The 20464-nt window shown below is 41.4% G+C and carries 8 protein-coding genes; 2 read left to right on the top strand and 6 right to left on the bottom strand.

Going from position 1 to position 20464, the window contains the following annotated elements:
- Positions 1-134 precede the first annotated feature (134 nt).
- The 3 genes from G7B18_RS08170 to G7B18_RS08160 are packed head-to-tail and all read right to left on the bottom strand — an operon-like array spanning position 135 to position 13399.
- A complete protein-coding gene (locus G7B18_RS08170; RefSeq protein WP_164122328.1) occupies positions 135-2081 on the bottom strand; it encodes an OmpA family protein in 1947 nt (648 codons plus the stop codon).
- A gap of 56 nt (positions 2082-2137) precedes the next feature.
- A complete protein-coding gene (locus tag G7B18_RS08165) occupies positions 2138-3151 on the bottom strand; it encodes a type IX secretion system membrane protein PorP/SprF (RefSeq protein WP_240452801.1) in 1014 nt (337 codons plus the stop codon).
- A gap of 30 nt (positions 3152-3181) precedes the next feature.
- Positions 3182-13399 (bottom strand): gliding motility-associated C-terminal domain-containing protein, encoded by a 10218-nt coding sequence (locus G7B18_RS08160; protein WP_164122210.1) that lies wholly within the window; start codon positions 13397-13399, stop codon positions 3182-3184.
- 662 nt (positions 13400-14061) lie between these two features.
- On the opposite strand from G7B18_RS08160, the gene G7B18_RS08155 reads away from it, so the two are divergent.
- Complete coding sequence (locus G7B18_RS08155) at positions 14062-16296, top strand: glycosyl hydrolase family 95 catalytic domain-containing protein (protein WP_164122327.1); 2235 nt, start codon at positions 14062-14064, stop codon at positions 16294-16296.
- A 312-nt stretch (positions 16297-16608) separates the two neighbouring features.
- Here the strand turns inward: G7B18_RS08155 and G7B18_RS08150 are convergent, their stop codons facing one another.
- Complete coding sequence (locus tag G7B18_RS08150) at positions 16609-16968, bottom strand: hypothetical protein (RefSeq protein WP_164122326.1); 360 nt, start codon at positions 16966-16968, stop codon at positions 16609-16611.
- A gap of 464 nt (positions 16969-17432) precedes the next feature.
- Here G7B18_RS08150 and G7B18_RS08145 point away from each other — a divergent pair, with 464 nt between their 5' ends.
- On the top strand, positions 17433-17789 hold the full coding sequence (locus G7B18_RS08145; RefSeq protein ID WP_164122325.1) for a hypothetical protein: 357 nt from the start codon (positions 17433-17435) through the stop codon (positions 17787-17789).
- A 79-nt stretch (positions 17790-17868) separates the two neighbouring features.
- Here the strand turns inward: G7B18_RS08145 and G7B18_RS08140 are convergent, their stop codons facing one another.
- Both G7B18_RS08140 and G7B18_RS08135 read right to left on the bottom strand, forming a co-directional pair.
- Entirely contained in the window at positions 17869-18588 is a 720-nt protein-coding gene (locus tag G7B18_RS08140) for a hypothetical protein (protein WP_164122324.1), read from the bottom strand.
- A 354-nt stretch (positions 18589-18942) separates the two neighbouring features.
- The gene (locus tag G7B18_RS08135; RefSeq protein WP_164122323.1) at positions 18943-20262 is read right to left on the bottom strand and encodes a TolC family protein; all 1320 of its coding nucleotides are present in this window, start codon (positions 20260-20262) and stop codon (positions 18943-18945) included.
- Positions 20263-20464 lie beyond the last annotated feature (202 nt).

Genomic DNA, 20464 nt, shown 5'->3' with positions numbered 1-20464 from the left:
GAATAACAGGTGGTAAAAAATAAAGGTAAAAACACAAAAATACCTGTCCATTAGAAGTATCTGATAAATTATGTTCAAGAAAAAATGGGAAGGCCTCAGTCGGCTCTTCCCATTTCTCATGCTGTATTCTTGTATTAAAACGCTAAGATTTCAACTTCTGTACGTCTATTTGCTTGGTGCTCCTGTTCCGTACAGGACACTCCATCCGCACATCTATTTACTAGACGAGTCTCGCCATATCCTTTTGCTACCAAACGGTTTCTAGAAATACCCTGACTCACAATATAGTCAACAGCAGCCTGGGCTCGATTCTGTGACAACACTTCATTATATCGTGAAGATGCACGGCTATCTGTATGGCTTGAAAGCTCTATTTTGAGACTAGGATGTTCTTTCATCGTCTTCACTAGGCGATCCAAAATAACTGCTGCATCCTTACGGATAAAATACTTATCGAGATCATAGTGAATATCCTCTAGTACAAAACGATCTCCTTTTGTAAACTCGGGTTTCAGATCCAACGTAATTCTTATTGTGGTATCTTTGCTAGCTTGGAACGCCGATAAGGATAGCGAATCCGGCAATAAGCCGTGCTTTTGACCCAATATCACGTATTCCGTATCCGGTTGCAATTTAAACTGAATTCCACCTTTAACATCTGTTAACCCACTCGATATGATTTTTCTGTTTTTATCCATTAATGCAACCGTACCTGCTTCAATAAGACTCTCGTTGGCTTTGTTGCGCACAACCACCTCAAGCAGAACCTTTATCTCTGGTTTTCTAAACGAAAAAGAATAAACATCATCCGATCCTTGTCCCCCTTTGCGGTTGGAAGAAAGATATCCACGATAATAACTCGGATTACTATCGGCCACCACAAAGCAAAAATCATCGCCTGCGGAATTCAAAGGATACCCAAGATTTATTGACCTAGAGAACGTATGCTGCTGTATTTTAGACTTGTATAGATCTAACCCTCCCATACCTACATGCCCATTACTCGCGAAATAAATGGTGGAATCATAAACAGAAGGAAACATTTCATCTCCTTCGGTATTTACCTCTGGTCCTACATTTTTTGGCTTGCCCCAGCTTCCATCCTTCTGTTTTTCACTATACCAAATATCTACGCCGCCAAGACCACCAGGCATATCAGAAGCGAAATACAAAGTATTGCCATCTGCGCTTAAACTAGCATGGCCCAGCGAATATCTTTTCGCATCGTTATATGGGAAACTTTCCGCACGCCAATCATTCCCCTCTTTCGTATAAATCAGTAATTCTAAATTTTGTTTAGCCCATCTCCTACCGTGTGCCTGAAAACGTTGCACGTCACTCATACCTGGATAAGTACGTGTAACATAATAAATATCATTTTCTGCATCGATAGAAACCGGACCAACATGATATTTAGCGTCATTAAAGTTACCGAACAGATGTAAAGGAACATTTAATGTACCATCGGGCGTACTTTCTACGCTGTACATCCGCAAATAAGAATGCCCTGTCATTCCGCTTTTTGATCCGAGTACACGATTAGGTTCTGTCGTAAACAATCCCTTATGAACCGATGATGGAGAATAGCCAAAATCCGCATAAACAGTATTGATTTTTTCCTCATTTTTCACAGTATGCCCACTCGGATTATTGCTCCAGACTATAGCCGAATCTATACCTTTTATAGCACGGTCAATCCCTTTATCCGAACCAAACTTAGAGGCATAGAGCTGATATTGCTCCTTTGCTTTCGCATACTTGCCTTGTTGCTGTAGTGCGCGCGCATAATTCAAATAGGTTTCTTTACTAGCTTTCGGCGCTTGTAAAGCTCTTGCATACCAACTCTCCGCCTCATCATACCTATTCAGGTACAAATAACTATAGGCCAAGCGTTCCAGATCTGACGTGCGTGGGCGTTTGATATCGACTAACTTTTCATAAAGCGCGGCTGCACGTGCATAATCCATGCTTTGAAAAAGTTCGTCGGCCTGCCGCCCCCGGCTCGGTTGCTCTTGTGCCTGAATAGGGCCTGACAATAATAAGCCCGTTAAGCTTGCATATAGGATATATCGTAATTTCATTGTCTTGTATTTTTTAAAGGTTCTGAAGAACTTTGATCACTTCGAATAACTTTCTACTAAAAAAAACGTGGGCTCAAAACCTGACGTCCAAATTTTCCAAAAGTGATGCCTAGTGTTACTTCATGCGTACCATTTTGTGTCACTCCCAAACGGTTAAGCATATGATCGTATGAATATCCAATCCGTAGCTTTTGACTTACATAAAATTGCGCGATACCACTGATAGAATTCATGGAACTCAATTTATTAACCGAATAATCGGTATAATCACGATCAAAAAATTTAGCTCGGGTTCGATATCCCCCACCTATCCAAAATTTTTCATTGAAAATAAACATAGCATTTACATCCAATGAGGTGGGGCCTTTAAAATCATCCTTTATAAGTACACTCGGGCGTAATAGCAAACCTCTATCTAGCTGAAACAATGCTCCTGCCATAAGATAGCCGTGAATATTACGGCGTAAACTTTGAAGCGTATTCTGATTGAATACAAAATCTTCTCCGCTATCCGATCCGGAGAATAAATCGTGAACCGCAACTCCTGCATACCACTTCGTGTTGTTGTAGTACACGCCTAGACGAATGTCCGGTTTCCAGGTGCTAAGTTTTCCTTCTGGAATATTAGGGTCATCTGGATCGCTAACTGATATTTTAGTTCCGTCCAAACCATACTGTGTTACCCCTCCAGCTACACCCAGACTAAGACGATGGTCTTTACTTTCATCTAAAGGTAGTCTTAGTGCATAATTCGCAAATATACTGGTCGCAGACTGAGGTCCTAGTCCATCTGTGGTAGCCTGCAACCCCACGCCATGACGTTGCGTTTCCGGATCCAGTACACCATCTATCGAAAATGAGCCTGTCTTTGGTGCTCCTTCTAGACCTGTCCATTGACTACGCAAACCCACTTGCCCAAACCATTCGCCCTTGTATCCTGCATATGCAGGATTGACACTCATTGAATTAAAAATATATTGGGTGAACTGGATGTTTTGCTGGCCGTAACCCTTCGTAGCAAGAAGGGTTAGGCTCAACATTACCATAGTTTTTATTCCTTTTGTTTTCATTTTTATCTATTCTTAACGATGTACCTCCTATTAACGACCGCCGTTAATTAACACCCATCCTTGACGTTGCTCTACGGTACTTCCATTAATCAATTTAAGGATATAATAGTAAGTGCCATCGGATAAGCCTGATCCATTCCAACGGTTGTCATACGTATTGTTGCGGAATACTTCATTACCCCATCGGTTGAATACCACCAGCTCGATACGCTCGTAAGCCTCCCAGCCTCTTATTTCAAAAAAATCATTCTTACCGTCACCATTTGGCGTTATTGCGTTTGGAATAAATATATCCTCAGCAGTGATAACGACCGTAGCAACAGCTTGATCACAATTTGTCGGGTTCAACAACTCACAGATCGTATAAGGGTACGTATAGGCACCTACTTTCATACCCGGCTGTACATGGATTGATCCATCTGGATTCATCGTTAATCCAGGATGACTCGGTGTGCCTGGAGTCAACTTGATCTCGCTGTCAACAACGGCTAATCCATTCAATAAATCATTATCCAGTACACTCGATGTTACAGCTCCAGAACGATCAATCTGTGTCGTAAACTGATCTTCGACAGCATCAATAGGTGCCGCTAGCACAGTGATGGTTGCTACAGCGCGGTCACAGTTTTCTGGATTTAACGCTTCACAGATTGTATACCACCATCTATAAACACCTGCTTTGGTCTGTGGTGCTACAGTTACTGTACCATCAGCATTCATCGTCAACTTACCTGGATATGGTCCATCAACGTCTGGCGTAAAGATCACATCAGACTGGTTAGCTGCCGTAATGGACTTATTGTTCAGTTTGTCATTACTATATAGAACACTTGCCGTTTTACCTCCATCATATCCATTAATTGGCGTAAATTGATCATCAACAGCATCTATAAGCGCCACTCGTACATCGATGTTGACGACCGCCTGATCACAATGTGTTAAATTAATCAGGTCGCAGATACGATATACAATCTGATACGACCCTGCAGGCGTACCTTTAGGCACACTTACATTACCTGTAGCTGGATCAAGCACCGGAACGTTCGTATTTACGGCGTTGTGGTTAGGTACCCCTGGCACCATGACTTCAACCCGCACGTTGTCCGTAGTAGCACTACCTGCTGTTTGACTATTGAAACGGTCGTTCGTCAATATATTACCAACAGATGTCGATCCATCCATTCCAATAGTAGTTCCGAAATGGTCATCAATAGCCTCCACTAACGATGCAAATACTTTTACGGTCGCTATTGCTTTGTCACAGTTTGTTGGGTTAATCAGATCACAGATTTCATACTGTATCTGGTAGGTACCTTCTGGTGTGGTAGCCGGAACATTAATATTCCCACTAGCCTCGATAAATGGAACTAGATTATTAGTCGCATTAGGTACCGATCGCGCTGGCTGCACCACTTTCAATGATACCTCATTCAAGGTAACAGCAGTTACGCTTTCATTGTAACGGTCATTGATAAGTACATTACCCAATGTGGCATTTCCAATTGAGCTGTTTACCGGCTCAAATGCATCGTTTACAGCGTCAACCTTCGGCAACGCTACTTGGATATATGCTGTTGCACGATCACAGTTCGTTGGATTAAGCAATTCACAGATTTCATAGAAAATCTTATATTCTCCAGCCGGAGTTTTCGCAGGTATACTTATTTGCCCTGTAGCCGTATTCAATACAGGAACATTCGTATTCACCGCATTAGGCAATGACTCTGCAGCCGTTTTGACAAGAATACTTACCTGATTAATATTCGTATAAACATTGTTCAACTTGTCATTATCAATTACGTTGACCGCGTTCGCTTTTCCGCTAACACTGGATATATTAACAGCAAAGTCCTCCTTAGCTACAATTTCGGCTGCAGTAACTATTACTGTAATTGAAGTCTGATCACAATTTGTAGGATCAGCTACTTCACAGATTTCATAACCTATTACGTATTTACCAGCAGGAGTCATCGCTGGTGTTGTAACCTCTCCTGTCGCTGTATTCAATACAGGCACATTGGCTGCATACGCTGCTGGTGCACCTGGTTGAGAAGCAGCTGGAGTTACATTTGTAAACTTGATTTTTCCATCTTTAAAGGCACTCAATCCACCTTTATTGTTAAAACTATCATTGTCTAGTGCATTACCAACAGTATTAGCATGTAAACCCAATACAGATTCGTAAACATCGTTCACCGCATTAATCTGCGAAGGTGTAACAATTACAGTTACTTCAGTTTCTGCACAGTTTGTTGGATTCAATAGTTCACAGATACGGTATTTAATTTGGTACGTGTCTGCTGGTGTACCTACTGGAACACTTACTATACCCGTTGCAGGGTCTAAAACTGGAACAATCAAATTTGGATTTACTGGTTTAGCACCTTTAGCTGTAGCTGTTACCGTCAATGACACTTTATCTAATGAGGCTTGCTCCCGATTAAGCTCATCATTGTGTAATACATTGCCCAAGTTTGGATGTCCATCTACCGTAGCAACAGGTCCGTAAGTTTCCGGACGTGCAATAATAGTAGCTTTGTCTACTGTCACCGTGATGGTCGCCTGACTACAGTTAGTAGGATTCAGGATTTCACAGATACGGTAAACAATTTTGTACGCTCCTGCTGGAGTACCCTCTGGTACTGAAACAATACCCGTATTAGGATCTAAAACAGGGATAGGTGCATTACCCATCGGAGTTGCTGGACTAACTATATCTATGGTTACTTTATCCAACGCGGTAGGTAGACCGTTTAGCCTATCATTTGTCAACGCATTACCTACGTTCTGACTGCCCGAAGCTCCATTAGAAGCTTTGAAATTCTCATCATTTGCTTTTATAACAGCTTCTAACACCCGTACAGTAGCAACAGCATCATCACAATTTGTCGGATTTAGTACTTCACATATACGGTAAGCATGTGTGTAAGTATCTGCAGGCGTACCTGGTGCAACCGTAATCGTACCATCCGAATTCATCGTAAGACCAGAATGGCTTGGAGTACCCGGAGCAAGAATTACCTCCGATGGAACAATAGCTTCATTATTTAATATATCGTTATTCAGTACACTGCTCGTCTTACCGCCAGTCATACCATTAATAGGTGTGTTTGTAAAGTCGTTATCTACAGCCTCAATTGTAGATGCTACAACTTTAATATTTGCCACTGTTTGATCACAGTTAGTCGGATTCAACAGTTCACAGATCGTATATGGATAAACATAGTCGCCCGCTGGTGTACCCGGTGCTACGGTAACCGTACCGTCTGCTGCCATGACAATACCTGGATGTGGACGTGTGCCCGGAGTCAACTTCACTTCGCTTGGCACCACTTTTACACCGTTCAATAGATCATTCTCTAAGACCGAAGGCAGTGCTGTCGTCGTTCCTGTCTTACCGTTAATAGAGCCATAGTTGTCCTCGACAGCCTGGATAGCAGAAGCTGCTACTACAATTGTAGCAATAGCATTATCGCAGTTTGTTGGGTTTAATACCTCACAGATACGATACGTATAGATATACGTACCGGCAGGTGTACCCGCAGATACCTCTATCGTACCATTGTTAGGATTCATCGTAATCTTACCCGGTAAAGGACTTGTACCCGGTGTAAGCGTAATATCTGAATTAACTACCCCTACATTATTCAGTAAATCATTACCTAATACCGATGATAAAGGCGTAGTTGTTCCTACTTTACCATTAACCGGTGTATGTGAATAGTTATCATCAACGGCATCAATCGGTGCTGCTGTAACGATTACAGTAGCAATCGCTTGATCACAGTCTGTTGGATTAAGAACACTACAGATTGTATACGGATACTGATACGTACCAGCAGGAGTACCTGCAGATACCGTAATAGTACCATTTGGATTCATCGTAAGTTTACCTGGTAAAGGACTTGTACCCGGTGTAAGGGTGATGTCTGTACCTAATGTTACGGCTGTACCATTGATTAGGTCATTGCCTAATACCGAAGAAGTCTGACCTCCTACTTTACCGTTTATAGGTGCATAGATATCGTCAATAGCATCAATAGTCGCATCAGCTACCGTAACAGTAACCGTGGCTGGACTACAGTTGGTCGGATTTATCTTATCGCATATGCTATATTCGATCGTGTAGATTCCATCTGGTGTCCCTGCGGGAACAGCCACCTGACCATTGGCGTCTATCACCGGTACTTTAGCTCCGGGATTGACTGGTTGTGCTCCTTGCGTAACCGTTAAGATTACATTTTCTTTGATAACAGAATGACCGTCAATAACGTCATTTAATAAAACATTGCCCAAGTTACTGTTACCTTGGTCACCACGTACAGGACCATAGGTATCATGATTAGCTTGGATAAGTGGCGCCGTAACAGATACCGTAATATCCGCATTCGCACAATTGGCTGGGTTCAACACCTCACAGATACGATAAGTAATCGTATAATCTTTTGCAGGTGTACCCTTAGGTACCGACACGATACCTGTATTCGGATCAAGGACCGGTACTGGAGCTCCATTTACCGGAGTAGCTGGAGTGACAACAGCTACCGTAACTTTATCCAGCGTTGCCGGCAAGCCGTTAAGCTTGTCGTTTGTCAATGCATTACCCACATTCGGACTACCACTTGTACTGGTAACAGGACCAAATGCATCAGGATTTGCAACAATTGATGCTGCTGTTACCCGTACTGTCGCTGTAGCATTGTCGCAGTTGGTCGGATTAAGAACCTCACAGATACGGTAGGTATGTGTATACGTATCTGCTGGTGTACCCGGAGCTACCGTAATCGTACCATCCGAATTCATCGTAATACCCGGATTGCTCGAAGTGCCTGGTGTCAAAATTACCTCCGATGGAATAACAGCGACATTATTTAATTTATCGTTATTCAGTACACTGCTCGTCTTACCGCCAGTCATACCATTAATAGGTGTAGCTGTGTAATCATCGTCAATAGCGTCAATAACCGGAGGCACGATCGTGATGTAAGCCACCGCATCATCACAGTTTTTCGGATTTACAATTTCACAAATCTGATATGGGTATTGATATTTTCCAGCTGGTGTACCTGGTGCAACAGCAATCTGACCATTTGGATTCATGGTAAGGCCAGAATGATTCGGTACACCCGGAGTCACCGTAACATTTCCATTTGTTGCTTCGTTATTTCCTAATTTATCATTTTTAAGAACAGTCTCTAACGGCGTAGAGCCTGTACCTGTTTTACTGTTAGTTACCGTATAGTTGTTGTCATCAGCTACAATTGGATTGATTAATGAACGGATGAATACTTTGTCCGAAGTGGTACATGTGCCATAAGCCAAAGTCCATTCCAAAATAACCTCTGCTCCAATAGGCATAGTCACCTTCGTATTGCGAGAGGTAGGATCCTGAATTACGATATCGGTGATATCGGCACCACTTATCGTAACAACAGTCCAATTACCCTTTGCTGGTGCCTGATAAAAATTACCATTTAATGTAAACTCTTTTCCATTAACACGAGATTGATCCGCACCTGCGTTAGCAACAGGAATATAAACCGTTACTGGTATTCTTGGTGTTTCACAAGCCGTTGCTAAAACCGATGCCGACACGTAATAAGTATACAGATTGTTTGCTGAAGGGTTCGATCCTGCAACAGGCCCTAATAGCGTATTAGCATCTAATTGATTTCCGTCCTCCGCTTGATCATAGAAACGTAAGTTGTCTCCTGTTACGACCAAATCTTTCAGCTTAGCCTTGTCAGTAACGCAAAATACTTGATTTTCTGCAGCCACTACTGGAGCAGCTAAACTCATCGATGTAACATGCTCTAACAATACCTGCTCCATTTCGCAGTTAAAAGTAGGACAACCTTCTGGTTTGAATTTACCGAATACAGACTCTTTGATTTGCTTTATCTCATCGCATTTAAAGTCTGCAATATTGCCTGTAAATTTAATTCCAGCATCTACTAAAGAAATCTTACGGCCTTTAGGTACGTTTGCTTTCAAAACAAACACATGACCTTTTTCCGAATCTGTTGAATCAAACGTAGCAACAGTAGCCGCAAACAAATCGTTCAAATCCCTTTCAAACGCCCAGTTAGCAGGTAGCTTTATAGAAAATTTATGCGGATAAAGGCCGTTACCTATATCTTGTCCATCTGTACCAACTAAAACTACATCTTTGTCAATATTCGAAAAATCGAAGCTATATTTTGCACGGATAACATTCCCTGGGGCAGTAGTTGCTACAATAGCAGCATCTGACTGATTCACTTTAAGTTCAGCATCTATTCTCTCAGCACCTTTTACGGTAACGCGGTTTGAAGTACTATTACTATGTTTAGCTGTGGAGCCACAGATATTATTTGCATCTATATTAAATGCGATACGTTGACCACTACGGAATTCACAACCGTTTGCTAGCAGTGTAAACTTTACATTCATCTTATACGCTGCAGGTAAAGTTTTATCAGTCGCTAACAAAGCTGTTTCCGGTATGGTGAATACAATACCATTTGGAGTCGGAGTTATATTAACTTGAACATCATCAATTGTTGTATAACCTGGCACAGTTGAACCTTGGAAAGCCGCGGTAACAGCAAAAGATGTTGCTTTATAAGTAAGCGGATCACCATTCACAAATGGTACAGTAACTTTTATATCTTTCGCAGCTCCATCGCCCGCATTATTTAATTCAATGGTATAAGTGAATTGCTCACATAACAATGGTCTAACGCTCGAGGATATCTGCTCTATCACACGAGACTGCACATTGGCAGATCGTGGTGTATAGACCAAGTCTAATGTCGCTGATCCTCTAGTACAAGCGCTGTTCTTGTCTGTAGGATATCCTTCGCAGGATTCTCCATATACAAATTTTAATGTACTAGACTCACATGTTGTAGTTGGAATAGGTGCAGTAACTAAATAGTAGGATGAAGCACCATGATTAAGATCACCTAATTGATAAAAACCATTACTTTCTGCCACTGGTTGACCAACCGCGTTCCAATCCGAAGAACTCGTTAACTTCTGAATAGAAGTGATTTCGATTGGACCAGCGGTTTTTGATAGCCATACATTTTTCAGATCACGGAACGATGAACGGTTTTGTACCTGAACAATCCACTGAATTTTATTCGTTACACTTTGTGGCGACGCCGGTGCGGTGACACGTAATGCATCTGCACCTGTATTGTACGTTAATGTTTGAGAAACGGTTTTTATATCTTCATCATAATAATTAACAGAAGCATGTTCAACCGTTCCATTTAAAGTAACCATTACTTCAACTGTCTCTTGCGCTCCTGCTTCACAAAGTGTTTTTACAATTGGGTAAATATCCAATACAAAGCCTTCATTTAAATAGCCCTGCGTATATGCCCCTCCCTGTAATTGCTTTAACCCCTCATTTAAATCAAAGTTAACCGTACCTCCTTGTGGCATACCTAATACTATATCTTTAGTTTGAGCAGCTTCAGATTGGTTTCGCAATACCAGCTTAACCCCAGTCATCTCTAATCCAGCCGACACATTGAACACGGCTGTTTTTGGTGAAACAAACTGTCTAAACTCAAATGGGAATAAGGCATTACGGTGATTGTTCAACAAGGTATACTCTAAAGTAGCCCCAACAGGTGAATTATTATCACAGGAAGATATATTTCCTGTTCCACCACCCGAGTAGTTTAAAGTACCTTTTGCATAATAACCTGAGGCATGTGATGCTCCGCCGCAACTGTAGCTCGTACCATCTTGTGTAAACCCAGACTCTACTGAAAATTCACGAAGTCCATTGTTACCATTCCGTTTAGGCTGTACCTGAAAAGAGAGTGTAACAATATCAGCATCTATAAAACCTGAAAATTCGCCTAAATCTCCCGAAACATTTGCTAAATTAAATGTAGTGGCATTAAAATCAAACACAGCAACACCTAATCCGGTATCCTTAGTTAAGGACGACAAGCCGGTAATTGTAGCTGTATTACCGCCTCTCGTTATAACAATCTTTCCAGAATTAGCTACTGGCGTAAAGTCTAAATTTTCCCCCTCTGTTAATTTCACTACCATCTTACCCGTAGTCCAGGCCGGCGAGTTACCTATAAGTTTTACCTTATTGGTCTGCGATACTTCCAGGATATCATTTGTCGTGAATGCTGTTCTCCTTAATAATGGGAAATCATCCGGATTGACCTGAGTCAAAGGCAGAAACGGTGCACCCGTGTTATTTGCCGCGTCAGGATCTTGTTCCTTCAGACCGTAATTCACCCGCTTTAAACTTACTGGGCCATTCACGAGTCCGCCATTTTCACAATCCCCTGGATCGCATTTATTAGTTAATTTCTGCTCATAGCATTTTAAAGCGATATTACAACCGCCATCTCCTTCAGGATATAATACCGGCTTGATACGATAGTAAGTTTCTTGTGCGGCACCACAATTTATATTCGCATCAAATAATAATCGATACGAACTAAGATTTATAGTCTTTCCGTCCAGATCAGGCAAAAAGCGAAATACATATGTATTTCCGTCTGAAGAAAATGCAGTTCCTACAACCTTACCTTTCTCGTCAAACAAACGCACACCATCTGGGGAGACAACTGTAAGATTTGGTGAAAGCTCAACAACTAAATCTAAATGTGCCCCTGGCGCTAGACCGTGATGTGCAACACTAAGATCGCGTAATACAAAATCTGTTTGATAAGATACACCCGGAAAAACTTCTTGCCCCCCCATATTAATACCATCAAATGAAAATGTATTAGATGGAGTAAAGTTAGTCTTGCCAAAATTAATGATGTCTGTTTCCGAACAGGCTTTATCATGCCTATAGCTTCCTTCGAAATAGGTATTACCAAATCGTACACTAGATTCTAAATCGGTACAATTACCTTGCGCTACAGGTGGGTTATTTTTTTGAACGACCCTTACAAACACAGACTCTCCAGGAGCTAACATCTGATCAATAGTTGCCTCTACGCGAGTATCTTTCCCTGCGGTACCATATACCGCACTTCTATCGGCAGACCAGGTCTGGAGCGACGTTGTTGTTAAAGGCGTGAATGTACCGTCTTTTGTTGTGGAAAATTCAAAACGCTCAAAATAAGTAGAACCGTATCCAGCTCTCTCTTGATTTTCAGTACCAATAATAAATTTGATATCTTTTGCAGTCCCCGAACCTGTATTTTTAATCTCGTAGAGTTTCACGAATTCATTACCATCCAGACAAGTTAGTTTTACTGTTGGGTCGGTATCGATAACATTTATACTGGGTTTGATAGAGGTATCCAATATGATTGTTGACTCGCCTAGTCCTGTACCAACTTCACACTCTCCCTCACAACCATAATATGCTTTATACTTAGTAATCAAAGAAATATCGCAATCTTCAATGCGCACCTTTTCTGTAAAGGTAACCTTTTGCCCATTTGGAATAGCTGCGCCTCTATATACGTAAACACCAGAGCCAGCGGTCTCTTCGATCCAAACGGAATTTTCCGCATTGGCATCTGTAGATACTACACTCAATCCAGCACCTAGTGTACGTTCTAATTTAAAAGTATTAACCGTGCCATTACCATCATTCCTAATCGTAATCGTTCTTGTTATAACGTCCCCCTTAACCCCAGATAAAGTTGAGGATACAACAGAAACGTGTAAAACACCGAATATCACATTCAACGCCTCACTTTCTGCAGGAAAGTTTCCTGTATTATTGATCAGGGTGTAAGCGACGCTGGCTACATTGCCAGATGTATTGATCGCTTCACATAAGGCCTGCACTTTGAATTCAATTTCAAGAAAGTCAGGGTTCGCCTGCCCTGCAGGTGTTGCTTCTAATTCCGGAAGAGTAACAGTCACCTCCCTAGCCTGGGGTGGACCTGTTGCCGTTAGTCCAGTAAGAGCTCCAGGAACAGCTGTTCCCGTGGCCATCGAGTTAAAGGTAGCCTGTACCGTTTTGGTCTGATCAGCAGGTAGTGCTAACTGAAAGCCGGCTGGTAAGGCTATTTTTAATGTAGCCCCAGTCTGCTTAACAGTTGTACTCAATACCTGAAGCTTGACCGTTTCATAGTCGCCACAAACACTCAGTGCCGGTATGTCCAAATCTACTTTTATAGGCGGACCCGTTACTTGCGCGGACAACTGTCCAAGACCTAGAAAAAGCGTTAACATGCATAAAACAAAAGGATTTAATCCGCTGGAGCGACTTTGTCCCAATCTTTCTGCATCTTTCGAAAAGATAGTCATCAACTTCATATAGTTATATAATTTATGATACGTGAATGAGCGATACAACCACAGTCCTCTCTGCTTCGCGCAATAGATTGGGATCACTACAGCAAAACGAGCATACGCTATCGGCAAGCGCAGCAATAAAGCAGAACAAAATCTTAAAACTTCGCTCAAATAATGGCAAAGACATAGGTTGCAATAAATTCATAAAATCTTATAATAACGATTTACAATTTTTCGTAATAGGTATTTGAAAAAGTGTAACTAGGCGTTATATTCATATTTAACGGTTGCAAAAGTAAATAAGGAAAGAATACCACCGCCACTAATACGATTCTATATAATTACTTTTGTAGCCGATCGGCTACAAAATGACTTTCATAAATTTTATCGATAATCAATATTAACATAAGCGAAATTAATTGTCGTAATTAAACCTTTAGATCATTCGCATCTTAGATAAATTTAAGACCAATTATTGGCGCGCCATGTTATGTTGTATTTAGCAGATACACTGTCGTAACTGTATATATCGCAGTTGATACAGGCATTTGTTATTGGCACTAGTCTAGTCTAGTCTAGTCTAGTCTTAAATGGTAATTTTGGACTAACAATGGGTAACATCGTTATATCCCTGAAAATAATCATTCTCTATTTTTGCTTTAGACACATTTATAGACTTCATTATGAGAGAATTTTTCTTAGTCGTAATTATATGGATATACTGCCTACCTACCTCTGCCCAAAAAGCTAAAGAACATCATTTAACATTTGACCATCTAGCTTCCCGATGGGACGAAGCCATTCCTCTAGGAAATGGGATGTTGGGTGCGCTGGTATGGCAAAAAGAAAATACCTTACGCTTTTCCCTGGACAGAGCAGACCTGTGGGACGAAAGGAAAGCTTTTAATATTGAAGAACACGATTTCAACTGGGTCGTACAACAGGTTAAAAAAAATGATTACTCCGAGGTCCATCAATGGGGAGATCGCCCCTACGATGCCTCGCCCTATCCGACCAAGCTTCCAGCAGCTGCTTTGACATTTGATTTAAAGGCCTTGGGCAAAGTGACCTCCAACATATTGGATATCCATACGGCGACACATACCCTTACTTTTGACAACGGTACCGTTTTAAAAAGCTTCATACATGCGACAGCGCCTATCGGATACTTTGAGATCGAAGGAGTCCATGCCGCACATGCGGTACCTTCGTTGGTTCCGCACCAATACCAGTCTACCCACCACGATGCGGGTGCTGCATCGGTGGTAAGTGGCCAAAATCTCTCCAGACTGGGCTATAGCCAAGGAAAACTTGTAAGCGATCCTGATCAGCAACGTATTCATCAAGCGACCTATGACGGCAAGTACTTTGAAGTGCTATTGCAGTGGAAGCAGGTATCGGCGAAGAAAGTGACTGGCTTTTGGACGATCACCAATAATACCACAGCTACATTGGAGACCAATATCGGTTCATCTTTCCTCAAAAGCCACCAAGCCTGGTGGCAAGAATACTGGTCGAGATCCAGCGTATCCATTCCAGACCCGTTGCTCGAAAAACAATATTACCTGGATATCTACAAGCTAGGCGCCGTAGCGCGACCCGGTGCCCCCGCCATCACTTTACAAGCCATCTGGACGGCCGATAATGGTGGACTTCCTCCATGGAAAGGAGACTTTCATAATGATCTAAACACACAACTGAGCTACTGGCCGGCTTATACTTCCAATCATCTTTCCGAAGCAAAAACTTTTACCGACTGGCTTTGGAAAGTCCGACCTGAGAATTTGAAATACACCAAACAATATTTTGGGGTCGAAGGGCTGAATATCCCCGGCGTACTCACCCTGAATGGCTACCCCATGGGAGGCTGGATCCAGTATTCCCTTTCTCCTACGGTAAGTGCCTGGACAGCGCAGCATTTCTATTGGCAATGGAAATACAGCATGGACGATGATTTCCTTAAAAGCCAAGCCTATCCTTATATCATCGAAGCTGCTACCTTTCTGAAAAACATCAGTTACTTAAAAGATGGGAAGCGGTATATCCCTTTGAGCAGCAGCCCGGAGTATAACGACAATCGTGTGGATGCCTGGTTTAGCAATTGGACCAATTTCGATCTGGGACTAGCCCACTTTATATTTTCAGCAGCAGCCGAGGTAAGCACAGCTCTTGACCAAAGCAGCGAAGCAACGACCTGGCTTAAAATCAAAAAAGAGCTACCTGATTTTGCGGCAGACGAAAGCGGAATATTGGTCGCTGTCCATCACGCTATGGAGCATTCGCATCGACATATGTCGCCTTATATGGCTATTTATCCCTTATCCCTACTGGATATCAACAACGCCGCCGATCATGAACTAATCACCCGGTCACTGCGTCATTTAGAAAGTCTGGGGACAAAAGCTTGGGTCGGCTATTCTTTCGGATGGATGGCCTGTCTACATGCGAGGGCCAAACAAAGTGAACAAGCGGTAACCAATCTACAACGTTTCGCAAGCAATTTTTGTTCGATCAACTCCTTTCATCTCAACGGCGACCAAAAGGGCGGTCAATATTCAGGTTTTACGTATAGACCTTTTACACTAGAAGGCAATTTTGCCTTTGCACAAGGCATCCACGAACTGCTTTTACAGAGCAAAAGCGGTTATATCGAGATCTTCCCGGCTACACCATCCAGCTGGCAGGATGTTTCTTTTGATGACCTAAGGACCGAAGGCGGCTTTTTGGTCAGTGCCGCCAAATCCAAGGGAAGACTACGATACGTTAAGATTAAAGCTACACACAGTGGCGTCCTCAGGATTAAAGAAGACTCACTTGTGGGCTTAAAATTAACTCAAAATTGGGCCGTCAAAAAAGATGGGTATTATACCTTCACCTTAAAGAAAGGGCAGACTATCGAGTTAAAGGCTAATTCATAAGCCATAATATATAATAAAACAACAATAAACACTAGATGCTGTAGGCTATCCGCAAAAAGCTTTAATTTTACTTTAAAACCAATAAGCTCTTTTAAAGCGATTTGCCGACCTCTATTTTCTTATACAACCACAAGTCCATATTGACCCTAAAACCCTCACAAAACGCGCGAAAAACCCTTAAAACCAATCAATCCATATAGATATTATTTACCACATCCTCGTTATTGTTAGAAGCAGGGGATACGCCGAAGCACTTTTAATGTAATGCTTAAGTATTAGCCAAAGATGCTCGAAGAGGCCCCTGTCCATACCTTATTCGGAACTGCTTCGCAACAGCTTCGGAACTGCTTTACCTTCTGTCTTATGTTTGTCTACTGTTTCTCTACAGAATACATAGAGAAACAGTAGACAATCTGTAGACAATCTGTAGAGAATAGGTAGACATTTGCCGAACAAGGGGCGAACAAGGGGCGAACAAAGGGCGAAGAAAGTCACTACCTCCCTCCTGTCGGACACCTCGTTGTCGCTTGCAAAAGCATTACCTATCTGCTGCTCTTTCTCTGGGCTTTGTAGGCGCTTGGCCCATTCTTGGTTGTGGACCCTCTGATACCCCATCATTAGGCGACAGATAAGCAGCGCTAGCCCCTTGGGTACCTGCCAGGATCTGGGCAAATACTACTTTTCCCCGATGAACTTCCGATGGTTCTCCGATCGCGCCCCGATGGTGACCGGGGATTCATCGGGGATCGACCGTGTTTTGGCAGAATCAAGGCCGGACAAAGGCATGTCTTGAGTAGAACGAAGACTTTCCCTGTTTTCAGCATTACCCTCCATCCTGTCACTGCGAGACCGCCCTAGCGGCCGAAGTTACTCGGGTGCTGAAATTAGATTTTTGTACAGTTATTTTTCATACTCATAAATTAAATTTATCAGCTATGAGTCTCTAAATCGGACAACAACTATAGCGAGCCCTATGTTACCGACGTGCAGGCTTCCGAGGGCCTAAGAACCGATAAACAATAGGGACAATAACGCTATGCAGAATAATAAAGAAAAAATCACAGTCTTACATTGCTACGCTCCTAGATGTTAGTGATGGTTATATTGGTCACGTTGAAAATCCAGGTAGAGGAGAAATGTACACTCATGACCAAATCAATGCAATTGCACTTAACCTAAATATATCTCCACAACTTTTTTATCCTGAAAATGCCGTTCAACAAATACTTCCAAAAAAAGACCCAAAACAATCCCTAGCGAAAGCTAATGCTATAAAAGAAAAACTGATTTCCTTGATTAAGGACGATTTATTCAGAACAGAAAAATCCGTAAAACAGATAGTTGATGAGATAGGGGCATTTTCGAGAATCATCGTCAATGGCACACCATCGGGCAATATACACCTCCATCATACCAAAAAGATTAACGAAGATGGGTATAAAGGGTTTTCGCATATCATTTACAGCGAGGATGGTGACGGCACTCTACGTTAGAGTAAAGAAAGGCCAAGTAATTGAATCTATATTTATTTGCAATTTACTACCAGAAAGTCTGAACTGTATTTCAAAAATTTCATCGAACAACAGTCTTCGAGGGAACTGTAACTGAATCTATAATTTTCACTGTAATCGGTATCTCCACATCCACCGGTATACCTAACAGTGAGTAAGGGGGAATTGACTTCGTTTTCAACTCTTTTATAATTAGGATTAATAAATCGTCTGATATAATTGGGATCAACAAATGATCTAAATCCTTGACCTTAGAATAATATGCAGCATCTACTATCTTGCCTTTTTTATTTACTTTTATTTTTAATCCTAAAGAACTTGTATTCATCCGGGTAAACCTTTTAGCATCAATTTTTATTCGATCTATATTCATAACCAATTCTTTTGAACCTGTATTATGCCAGGTCTGATCTAATATCTTACGATCGCCAGGCAAAGAGAATACCTTAAATTCAATAACTGGATAAACCGAGCTGTAAAATCTATTCGAATCAATTGTTGTGGTACTATCTAGTATTGCTAATGCTTCTCGCGTCTTAGAAAGCTTCTCCCTTTTAACAACTTTACGTACAAAAGAGCTATCCCCGAGATTACAGACAAAAATCGTCATAGTCGAATCCGTTTGCTCAGTTTTTAAATAACTGTTCGAATTTGAGTCGAACAAATATTCTACTTCTGGCTCTTCAACAGATTCACCATCTTGGTTTGCTTGCCTTTTCTCAACGCAAGAGACAAAAGGAAGAGACAATAAAGTAATAAATATTGCAAAAAATGATTTCATATGTATACAATTTGTTTTTTCTATCATCTTGTTTAAATTTGGGGAGAGGTCAGATTAGAATATTTAAAAATAGAAATTGAAAAGATTTTAGGCGCCAAAGTCGATTTAAGGGATATCGATAAGCTATTATTAGAATCTAAATATGACATAACTGTTGAAAGTTCTTCATTTAAAAAGCTTAATGAATCTTTGTTGAATTCTGGATTACGTTTAAACAGAAAGTATGAACAAAGATAAAAGTATCATATTAAAGAAACACAATAAGTTGCGACCATTTTTGAAGATACCCTGGAAGAACCGCAAAAATAAAAAGTGAAAGCGATTATTATTAATAAAATTCCAAATAAACATTTATCACTTCTCTCCTCTCAACACTTTAATCACCTCGCCATTGTACATCAGCGTATATCTGGCTTTAATCACATTGGCTTCGGCAAGATTGTAATCCAGCAAAGCTTTGTTATATTCCATAGCAGTAGTCACACCAATATCGTAACGCTCCTTCATAGCGCCATAATTTTTCTCCTGGGCAGCATACTGCACCTGTAACACCTGATATTCTTTCGCCGATTTGTAATACTCCTGTACAGCCAGGGTCAATACCTTCTCCCGCTCTACTTTTGTCTTATTTAGTTCGGACTGCTTATTTTCCAGATCGAGCTTCAGTCGGTTGATATTATTCTTGGTCTTGAAGGCATCGAATACAGGAACACTCAATGATAGACCAAAATTGAGATTCCTATTCTGGTTGAGCTGATTAAAAAAGGGCATATAGGCTCCTGTCAGATAGTCCTTTCGCTCGGAAGAATAATTCGTACCGTATCCGCCCGAAAAACTGACCGTGGGATAGTAAGGTCCTTTGGCATATCTAAGATGGAGTTCCGATTGTTTTAAAGATAGTTCGGCAAGTTGGATTGTCGGATCATCGAGGACACTCGTCTGTCCCGGTGGTAACAATGCCGCAGTAGTTAACTCGAGGTTAGGATTTTCAATAGAGACAGAATCTGTCAGCGGCAATCCAAGTAGCTGCTTTAGAGCGACCAGACTATTGGTATAAGAAGTCATATTCACAATACCAGTCAATTCGCTACTGGCCACCTGGCTCTCCGCCTGTGCTACATCGACGAGTGTATTGGTCTCCAATTGAAACTTGGTCTGTTCCTGATTTAACTGTTCTTGTGCAAATTGCAACTGCCTCAGACTCGTTTGGTGCAGCGATTTATTGGCTGCTGCTTCGAAGTACTTGGCCAGTAGTTCCAGTTTAAGGGATTGTTCCAACCGATTCTTCTGCACCTCTTTGCTCTCTAGCCCTATGAGCGACTGTTTGAGTTTATTCCGTAATGCAAATCCTTGAAATAAAGTAGCACGGGTACTGATATTGGCATTTGCATTATTGGACCATTTATTGCCCGTTATCAGCTGCCCCGCCACCTGGTCAAAGGCAAGACCTAGATTATAGCTATGCCCCGCCCCGAACGAAAGCGTAGGAATATAGGCATTCTTCGCATCCTTTACATCGACCTCGGCCAGTAAGATATTGATATTGGCCTGACGGATATCTTCATTCTGCGATTGCAGCAGGTCGAGGCATTGATCTAAGGTAAGCTTAGTCTGCGCTTGTACAAACTGGGTTAAATAAGAAAATAAAAGGATTATTAATAGGTTTTTGGGCATCTGTTGCTTTTCTGTCTTTTGGTTTACTTGAACAGTATTCTCGGTTTATAATTTTTTAGAAACATTTCAATATAGTGCTTTTTCTTCAAAAAGAAATTATTTCACAATAAAAATTAAAAAAAATTTGAATAATTTAAAATATTTTATAATTTTAGAATTAATAACCTTCTTATAAACAAACATCTATGAAAGCATCAAAGTT

Origin of the sequence: Sphingobacterium sp. xlx-130, from assembly GCF_011007405.1 — a bacterium.
Classification (GTDB): Bacteria; Bacteroidota; Bacteroidia; order Sphingobacteriales; family Sphingobacteriaceae; genus Sphingobacterium; species Sphingobacterium luzhongxinii.
The sequence above is the reverse complement of the archived record's forward strand: the minus strand, read 5'-3'. Positions and strand labels throughout refer to the sequence as shown.